5 protein-coding genes and 3 pseudogenes are annotated in these 8,905 nt (G+C 57.4%); 5 read left to right on the forward strand and 3 right to left on the reverse strand.

Translation table 11 applies throughout. The annotated features are described in order from the left end of the window. Nucleotides 1–789, reverse strand: a pseudogene (locus F6X37_RS34785) (hypothetical protein); the annotation flags it as partial. Between the two features lie 811 nt (nucleotides 790–1,600). Here F6X37_RS34785 and F6X37_RS34790 point away from each other — a divergent pair. Continuing rightward, nucleotides 1,601–3,034, forward strand: coding sequence for a UbiA family prenyltransferase (locus tag F6X37_RS34790; protein WP_262420146.1), 1,434 nt, complete (start codon nucleotides 1,601–1,603; stop codon nucleotides 3,032–3,034). A 96-nt stretch (nucleotides 3,035–3,130) separates the two neighbouring features. Here F6X37_RS34790 and F6X37_RS34795 read toward each other — a convergent pair whose 3' ends face one another. Continuing rightward, nucleotides 3,131–3,754 carry a LysE family translocator gene (locus tag F6X37_RS34795; RefSeq protein ID WP_187614539.1) on the reverse strand — a complete coding sequence of 208 codons (624 nt, stop codon included), beginning with the start codon at nucleotides 3,752–3,754 and terminating at the stop codon, nucleotides 3,131–3,133. Nucleotides 3,755–3,991: 237 nt separating this feature from the next. Between F6X37_RS34795 and F6X37_RS34800 the strand changes: the two genes are divergently transcribed. The 4 genes and pseudogenes from F6X37_RS34800 to F6X37_RS34815 all read left to right on the forward strand — a co-directional run. Continuing rightward, nucleotides 3,992–4,477 (forward strand): MerR family transcriptional regulator, encoded by a 486-nt coding sequence (locus tag F6X37_RS34800; protein ID WP_187614540.1) that lies wholly within the window; start codon nucleotides 3,992–3,994, stop codon nucleotides 4,475–4,477. Nucleotides 4,478–4,506: 29 nt separating this feature from the next. After that, complete coding sequence (locus F6X37_RS34805) at nucleotides 4,507–6,831, forward strand: N-6 DNA methylase (RefSeq protein WP_187614541.1); 2,325 nt, start codon at nucleotides 4,507–4,509, stop codon at nucleotides 6,829–6,831. A gap of 233 nt (nucleotides 6,832–7,064) precedes the next feature. Then, nucleotides 7,065–7,553, forward strand: a complete 489-nt coding sequence (locus F6X37_RS34810) for a hypothetical protein (RefSeq protein ID WP_187614542.1) — start codon at nucleotides 7,065–7,067, stop codon at nucleotides 7,551–7,553. 19 nt (nucleotides 7,554–7,572) lie between these two features. Then, nucleotides 7,573–7,851, forward strand: a pseudogene (locus F6X37_RS34815) (IS3 family transposase); the annotation flags it as partial. Between the two features lie 400 nt (nucleotides 7,852–8,251). On the opposite strand, the pseudogene F6X37_RS34820 reads toward F6X37_RS34815, so the two are convergent. Beyond that, nucleotides 8,252–8,773: pseudogene (locus F6X37_RS34820) on the reverse strand (helix-turn-helix domain-containing protein); the annotation flags it as partial. Nucleotides 8,774–8,905 lie beyond the last annotated feature (132 nt).

Consider the following 8,905-nt stretch of genomic DNA (forward strand, 5'->3'; position numbering starts at 1 on the left):
GACACCGGTTGGTGCCGTGACGCTTAACCCCGAACGCGACTCAGTCGTCGAGATGGCGTCGATCAGCGCAAATAAACAGCCTCTGGCTGCATGAGTGAGGCGACAACTTGCTTGACGCGCGCCGTAGTAATGTGCAGCGTCGACATAAAAACTCGTCACCTGGCCGAGCGCTACCGGGTTGTAAACAGAGGCAACCGAAGCAATCAGTGACGCTCTGGCAGATATTCCCGCTGACTGCAGCAAACCCATCAGAGCAACGCAGGCAGGGACACTGAGCAATAGCGTAAATGACTTTCCACTGTTGAACCGTGAAGTCAGAACCTTGGCCGTGTATGCAAAATACTCAAATGCTTTGGGGTAATGTGCGGCCCAGAAGCTTCCGCCCAGTGCGTCGGTATCGGCAACGCCGTTTAGGGTGTGGTCTATCGATAACGGTGTCGCGATGTGATAGTTCAAGCCGTCGAAACTGAATTCTCGCAGGAATCCAAACGCAAACAACACCACCGCGATGAATAATATCGTAACGATCGTGGTGCGCAATTCGGAACGAGAAACATAGCCATAGATGACGACGGCTACAACGATGGCGAACGCCCAGATTCCTGCCAGCACGCCGCTATTGATGTCGAGGTTGTAGAGGATCGCTGCATATAGCGACGAGCCGAATACGAAGATGAGGATCTGGTCGCACAGCTGCGTCCAGTTCACACGCTCCAGGGCGGCTTGCATCGTCATCGATCTCCGCGTGGAGCTCACACGCAGAATGGCGTCATTCGTCATCGTGGACATACGGGCCTTCTCCGGTTGATGGAGACCCTCGCCGGTCGACGCATGCCCGCTGCTACCAAGGTCACCACTCTGACCGTCGAAACATGCCCACGACAACACAACGCAAGGCCGGGGTTGGGATGAACGAAGTAAAAGAGGAACGACAGCGAATCGAACAGCGCCGATTATGGGCATTTGAATGGCGCTGCGCAAGCTCGCATTGCGCGAACCGCCGAGGCACTTTTCTGCTGTCGGAGCGCCGCACAAATAGCGCAGCTCGATGGGTGGTGCTTGGAAAGTCGAGGCGTGGACCCAGACGTGGAGAGTGTTCGACGTAATCGGCCAATATCACCACATTGCAAGCCGCTGTGACACCGGTCAGAGCCGGCAGATCTATGCTCGCTGCAGGCGCCAAGGGTTCGCTGCAACGCAGCGAATAACCGATAGCCAGCGATTGGCTTCATTGTCCGCCCACGAATCTGTCGTGCTAACCCTATCGACAGGTCGATGCGCTCAGACAAGGGTCGAGTGCATGACGATCACGATCTTCATGCGGGGAACGTGCGCTTACCCTTCACTGCGGTAAGGCGCATTCCACGCGGAGTTGCGCTTCTCAAGTACGAAGATTCACTGGCATCAGTAGATGTTCGTGGCTGGCAGAGCCGGCGATTGCGCTCGCCAGACTCCTTTACAACGCCTTGAAAGTTGAGCACCCGACGAAGGCGACGACGCGGAAATGAGTCGCGGCAGCGGCCCGTTGCGCTCGCGTGCTGATCCAACGGGTCAATGCGACTTTTGCATTGCTTAAACTTTGGAAGGTTGATGACGATTTATGTCCATCGAGGTCACCATGGCTGCCATTCCACTTTGCGTTGATCTGGACGGGACACTGACGCACAGCGATCTTCTGATCGAGTCGTTCCTCGCTCTCGTGAAGCGAAATCCGCTCTATCTGCTCTATTGTTTGGAATGGTCGCTGCGTGGAAAGGGATATCTCAAAGCGCAGATAGCCGCACGGGCCGCAATCGACGTGTCACTGCTGCCGTACAACGGACGCCTGATCGACTTCCTGAAGAAAGAGAGCGCGGCCGGCCGCGAGCTTTATCTCTGCACTGCAGGCAATCAACGGTTTGCCGAACAGATCGCATCTCACCTCGGATTCTTTAAGGGGGTGATGGCGAGCAACGAGTCGATCAATCTGTCAGGCACGAACAAGGCGTCGGCTTTGACGGCGGAGTTTGGCGTACAAGGATTCGACTATTGCGGAAACGCGCGAGCCGATCTGCCGGTGTGGAAGCAGGCGCGCACGGCGATTGTCGTTGGAGGAAAGAGCATCCAGGCGGCCGCGCGGAAGGTGAATCAAACCACGGTCATCTTCGATAACAAACGGTCTCTCTTCAGGCTGGCCGTACGGGAAATGCGCGTCTATCAGTGGGTGAAAAACCTGTTGATCTTCGTGCCGCTTCTTGCGTCGCATCGCTTCACGAACTTCGACGCACTGAAGGTTGGCGGGATCGCATTTCTTTCGTTCTGCTTCTGTGCGTCTTCGGTATATATATTGAATGACATGCTCGATCTCGACGCGGACAGGCGCCATAGTCGCAAGTGCAAACGTCCGTTTGCCTCAGGCGAGTTGCCGCTTGTTAGCGGAATTGGCATGTTATTCGTCCTGTTCCTGGCGTCGGCGAGCCTCGCGGTTTTCCTGCTGCCATCGTTTCAGCTCGTGCTAGCGTGTTACGTCGTGATGACACTCGCTTATTCCTTCCACCTGAAGCGGGTGATGCTGGTAGATGTCTTCACGCTGGCTGCGCTCTATACCACCCGCATCGTGGCTGGGGGCGCGGCGGTCGATGTCGTGCCGTCAGACTGGCTAATCATGTTCTCGGTGATGATATTCCTCAGTCTGGCGTTGGCGAAGCGCTATACCGAACTCGACAAAATGCAGCGAGAGGGCACGGACTCGACGCCTGGCCGAGGTTATCTCACGGCGGACATGAGCATCGTGCGCTCGTTTGGACCCGCAGCGGGCTATGTGGCGGTGCTCGTTCTTGCGCTTTACATGAATTCTGCCGCCGTCACGGGGTTGTATCGTCATCCCCACAGGCTTTGGATCTTCTTTGTTCTCGTGCTGTACTGGATCAGCCGCGTCTGGATGGTAGCTTTCCGAGGGCAGATGCATGACGACCCGATCGTGTATGCGTTCAGGAACCGTTCTAGCCTGGTCATCATGATGCTTTGCGTAGCCGCAGTCCTTTTTGCGATTTGATCAAACGCTAGCTCTTTATAGGTTGCATCGCAAAGCGACGCGATTCCGAACCCCAACATTGCATGCGTACAAGACGCGGCGGCGCGCGTCGAAAGCTCAGCCGCCGTGCCCGATCAGCTTCAGCGCGATCGGATACAGCGACGCGACCAGCAGCAGCGCCATCGCGATGTTGAAGACGCGCAGCCGCTTCGGGTTCGACAGCACCTCGCGCATCGCGGTGCCGAAACCGGCCCACACGCAGATGCACGGAAAGCCGATCACATAGAACACCGCAGCCATCGCGACGGCGTTCATGCCGAAGCTGTTGCTCAGGTGAATTGTCGTCGCGGCGGTCAGCACCATCATCCACGCCTTCGGATTGACCCACTGAAACGCGATCGCCTCGTGAAAGCGCATCGGGCGACGCTCGCCGTTCCTGAGCTTGAGTTCGCCCGACGCGCCGATTTTCCACGCCAGATACAGCAGATAAGCGACGCTGACGACTTCGAGCACCGTGTACAGCACGGGGAAATGCACGAACGCCTCGCCGAGGCCGATGCCGACCGACAACATCAACAGCACCACGCCGACGCTGATGCCGGACAGATGGGGCAGCGTGCGGCGAAAGCCGAAATTGACGCCCGACGCGAGCAGCATCGTGTTGTTCGGACCGGGCGTGATCGAGGTGACGAGCGCGAACAGGATGCCGGCGGGCAGCGCGCTGAGAGTGACGAAAGACATGAGGGCTCCGGTGTCGCCAACAGAAAACGGTGAGGCTCATTCTAGCGACAGGGGCCGGTACAGTACCTGTACGGTTTGGGGAGTGGTGTCCGGTACGGATTGATGAGGACTTGTTCCGGTGAGGGTTCCGGCAAACGTGTGGCAGGAGCATCAGCATTCGCGTGTTTAGCTCGAAAAGGGTTGTACTCCGCCTAGTGTCGCGGTTAAACTGTTGTTCTCAACAGTTTAACCGCGTGTATGAAACTCTCTCCTCATCAGGTGCGCGCTGTCGTAGGACTGAGCGAGCAGACCTTGCGGTATTGGAAGAAGGCGTTTCCTACGCTGTCCGGCCGGAGGGGCTACGGCCCTTGCTACACGTTCGGTGAAGTGCTCGCGCTCATGGTGGTCCGCAAGCTGGTCGAGCAGCTCGGTACCGATGTCGCCAAGCTATGCCCGCTTGTCGAGCAACTCTTTCGAGTTTGTGATGCGTCAGTCGCGCTATTGACCTACAAAGAGGCGGTTGCCGTCCTGGACCTCGAGACCATGACGGTCGCTCTGTCTAGCGTTGCCACGCCTGCTTCGTCCAGCGGAATGTTGCTGACCGTCCCGCTCTATGCTCTTGCCCGTGATCTGCAGTTGCAGATTCTGGCCAGCTTGGGTGGAGATGAACTCGTTCAGATGGACCTCGCTTTCGGCCCGACGCCCATTACAACTGCAAAGAAAATTAAGGAAGGCTCGAGATAATGCGACTCGACCACGTGCAAGACTGGCGTATGAGACTCGGCTATTTGCCAGTCCCATTAAACTATGGCGTTGACGAGCACCGATACGTAATGCTGAACGGGGCGAAAGGAAATTTTTGCTTAGATATCAGCGAAAACGAGATTGAACCGAGGGCATGGCGCCAGACTGCGTGGTCGTCGGATGTCGATCACTACGTGCGGATTAGGCGCGATCGGGTTGAGGTCGCTCGATGGGATCGTACACAGCTTGTCGGTTCGTCCGTTTCGGACGTGATCAACAATCTCGCGGGGTTTCAGCAATATCTGGAATCGAGCAAAGCCCCGCGCGAACAATCCGTCGTTGCGCACGCTGTTACCACCTATAACCGCATACGCGCGTTGCTCCCCCAAGACCAGGCAGGATTGGAGGCGTTCCTGTATGCGTTGACCCTCGCGATATCGCAGTCAGATGCGCCGTATGCGAATGATCAACTCGAATGGTCAGACCTCGATAGCTGCCGAGAGTCTTGGGAGAAGATTTCGCAGTCCAACCGTAGTCGAATTTACGAAGATTTCCTGCAACCGCGGGCAAGCGACAAGTCCCTCGACATTTCGCTAATGATGCGTCATGCAATGGGGCGAATTTTTCAGGATGCTCATAATCTGGTAGCGCTGTCGCCACAGCTGAGTTTGCTTGGGGATGGCGATTTGATTACGGTCGGATCGACGTCGCGTGCAAGCGGTGCTTACTTCACGCCGACCCCACTCGTTCGCACGTTGGTCGAGCAGTGCCTGACACCAGAGATCCTCGCGCGTGAACGTCTCGTTATTTTTGACCCGGCCTGCGGCAGCGGTGAGTTTTTACGGGAAGCAGTTCGTCAACTTGACCTCCATGCTTACACTGGACAGGTGCAGTTAATCGGTTTTGACGTCTCTCTGGCAGCCGTTTTGATGGCGCGGTTTTCTCTGGCGGCAGAGACCGTACGTCACGGGGGGCGATTTACGATATCGATCTCGCAGACCAATGCACTCGAGACCGAATGGCCGACCCAGGTCGACCTTTGCCTGATGAATCCGCCCTATGCTTCGTGGCGAACGCTTGCTGCTGATGCAAGACAGCAGGTCACGGATCTCTTGGGTGACCTGGCCCGATCGCGTCCAGACTTGGCATTCGTATTCCTACTTAATGCATCGAGTTGCTTAGGCGACGGGGGGATGTTGGGTGCAGTGCTTCCTGCGTCATTGCTGGATGGTAATTCAGCTCGTCCGTTGCGGGCGAAGCTCGATTCGGAGATGAACCGCCGCGTTGTAGTCCGTTTGGGTAATCAAGCGATATTTGCGGCAGCAACGGTTGATACTTCTCTCTATGTTGCTGCTCGGCACGAAGAGCCACGTCCGGACAGCCACACATTGATGGTGTGGGCTGACCATAGCAGTGGCGCTTCCGATCGGGCACTGCGAGCCCTCCGCAGCCTCGGCCATGTAAATACAGGCGATCCCGTCAAGGCGGATGGTGAGGGGTATAGCATTTACACCGAGCCGGAAATTGACGGTCGATCGATTGGCTGGGCGCCCCGCCCTGCGGCTTCGCGCACACTGCTCAATGCGTTTTCTCGCTTGCCTAAGGTCGGTGATCTATACGACATCAACCAAGGCGTCATTACGGGGTTAAACCTTGCATTCCTTTTGGATTCGAACGACTTCAAGCTCATTCCCCGTGGCGAGCGGAAGTTCTTTCGCAAGGCGGTTGTAAATGCATCGATCAGAGACGGTCGAATTAGTGACGGGCACTGGGTGTTTTATCCTTATGGGCCACAACTTCCCGCTTTGGACGACGAGGATGCGCTCATGGAACATCTACCAGTGTTCAAACGAAATTTCCTGATGCCGCATCGAATTCCTTTGGAGCAGCGTGATCTGAGCAGTGGACGTTGGTGGGATCTTACCCGCAAGCGTTCGATACATGAGCAACGTTTGCCTCTCATTCTGTCGACATATTTCGGAAACGCTGGATCGTTCGCTTGGGACTCGAAAGGGGAGTATGTTGTCGTGCAAGGTTATGCTTGGACACCCAAAGCCGTTGGCCTATTCGATGAAAATCTTAACCTCGCGACGGTTGCAATACTGTCGTCGACGACAATCCAGAGATTGATTGCTGCCGTGTCCAACACATTGTCTGGAGGGCAGTTCAATTTGTCTGCTCGATTCATCGAGAAGATGCCTTTCGTCAATCTGACGACATCGGGGCTAGAGGGTTACGTAGAGGAATTGACTCTAATAGGTGCAGCTATCGGAGATGGTGCGCCGTACTCTGTCGAGAGGCGTGACCGCTTAGTGTCGGATCTGTTTGCGTCCGCCTCGGGCATGGGTGCATGACTCGCCGTCGGCAGGCTGTCGCAGCGCGCCGTAGCAGCGAACCGTGTCCGACGCCAGTACTTGGATTTCGCGTCGAAAAGATCGCTAATTTCGGCAAGAGTGTCGCCTCGGTAGTCCAGAGGCAGCTCGAGATGAGTTTCGCTAGCGCTGACGAGGTGGAAACGCCGAGAGGACCAAGCCTTCGGATTAGGTCCAATCCCCGAATCACGCGTGACGAGGAGCAGCGATTTGCCGTGCTGCTCATTCGCGAGCCCACTGCGCGCGATGGCGCATGGCTTGAAGTGGCGGTTGACTACGAGTGGGAGCGCGGAGTTGCCTACATCACGCATGTGAGTCTCAAGCTCTATGTGGGCCCAGCCCCGGCTAGTTCCGCATTGCAGTTTCGGGCGGAATGGGATCCGCGATCGGAGGCAAGCTCGCACGCGCAGCCGCACTGGAATATTGACGCCGGGCGCCCGGGCACACCGGAACGCGTCGATGTTACTGGCGCCGCGCCATGGGTTGCCCAGCCTGCAACCGCGCCGTGGGCTGCAGCGACCGAGACTCCGACGGCCGACAATGAACGCGATCTATCGCATTTCCATTTTGCGATGTCGGCGACGTGGCAGCACGCGCAGGGGCATCACTCGGGACAAATCGAAGACGAGAAATCCTTGGTCAATTGGATTTCTGGATGTGTTGCGTACATCAAGGCACAACTCGCCCATAGACGAAGCGCATGACGGTGCCGCGCTGTAGGTGGTGAGCTACATTCTTGATCACTACGGTCTTCCGACGCAGCGGGCGTGCCGGCTGGTCAAGCAAGCTCGCAGTACCTACTACCATCGCAGCGTCAAGGATCCTCAGACGGCGCTGCCTCAACGCATGCGCGAGATCGCGCAGATGCGTATTCGATACGGCTACCGACGGCATGTACTGCTACAGCGTGAAGGCTGGCGCGTGAGCCGGAACCGGGTCTATCGACTCTACGCCGAAGAGCAGCTTCAGTTGCGCTCGAAGCTGGCCGAGCAGACCGAAGTTTGATGATGCGGCGGCCGGCGAGTGGCCGCTTGCCGGCCAATAGTGAGCGTATGCGGTGTCATTGCCGAATGCCCGCTTCCAGTTGGCGAGCGTCTCTGGCCCTCTAGGAAGTGAGGCCGCCGAGCCAAGCCATCCGGAGTTGTACCACCAACCGCAGCGTTTCCACTATGGCTTCGCAGCGTGCACTAGCAGCACCGCATCCAAACGGGTCAGAATCGGACCGAAACCGGCGAAATTGATAGTTTTCTTCTTCTTCTTCACCACGTACTCGGCAAAGTGGTGCTTGCCGTACTCGGTCGCTGGGTCGAACTGATCCTTTCCACACCTTAGTACCCAATTTCTCTGTCAACCTTCTGTTGCTCGAACAGACGTACACTATCGATGTAGCTAATCATCCCTCGCAACTGTCCAGCGTCAGGTTGTAGCGCGAATGGTCGTCGAGCACCGTCAATGGCGAACAGCGTCGTCCGTCCTGCAGGTCGAACCAGCCCTTGATATCCATCTGCCACAGTTCGTTGGGCTGCGCATGCTCGAAGCGCTGCCACGGCGTGGCCGCTGCGGACGCCGCGTCGTCGATCAGGCCGTGGCGATGCAGGATGCCGGTCACGGTGCTCGGCGCGGGCACCTCCGTGTGCCCCTGATCGCGCAGGCGCCGGCTGCTCTTGCTTCCGCCCCAGGCCGGATGCGCCTGGCGCAGCTCAACCACCTGCTGCTCGACCGACGGTGCGGTACGCGTCGGGCTCAGCAAGGGCCGGCGCGAGCGGTCCGCCAGCGCCGTGGCGCCGTCGTCCTGCGCGTGACGGGCCAGCCACTTGTAGCCGGTCTTCGCACTGATGCCAAAACGGCGACACAGCTCACGCCGGTTGGTGCCTTCCTGCAAAGCCAGATGAACGAATTCCAGACGCAGGTTCAAGGCGTCTATCGGGTTCTAGGGTGAATGGCACTTACTTAAGCCCGTGGAGCGTGCCCATATTTTTGGACGCGCTCACGTGCGATGTGACGAGGCTCTTTCAGCCATGGGTAGGACTTCGGTCTTCGTTTGCGCATTCGTGGT

Origin of the sequence: Paraburkholderia sp. 31.1 (assembly GCF_014397645.1) — a bacterium.
In the GTDB taxonomy this organism is placed as follows: Bacteria; Pseudomonadota; Gammaproteobacteria; order Burkholderiales; family Burkholderiaceae; genus Paraburkholderia; species Paraburkholderia tuberum.

Coding starts and splice junctions, on each gene's coding strand:
- F6X37_RS34790 (WP_262420146.1), top strand. CDS start 1,601: ATGTCCATCGAGGTCACCATGGCTGCCATTCCACTTTGCGTTGATCTG.
- F6X37_RS34800 (WP_187614540.1), top strand. CDS start 3,992: ATGAAACTCTCTCCTCATCAGGTGCGCGCTGTCGTAGGACTGAGCGAG.
- F6X37_RS34795 (WP_187614539.1), bottom strand. CDS start 3,754: ATGTCTTTCGTCACTCTCAGCGCGCTGCCCGCCGGCATCCTGTTCGCG.
- F6X37_RS34805 (WP_187614541.1), top strand. CDS start 4,507: ATGAGACTCGGCTATTTGCCAGTCCCATTAAACTATGGCGTTGACGAG.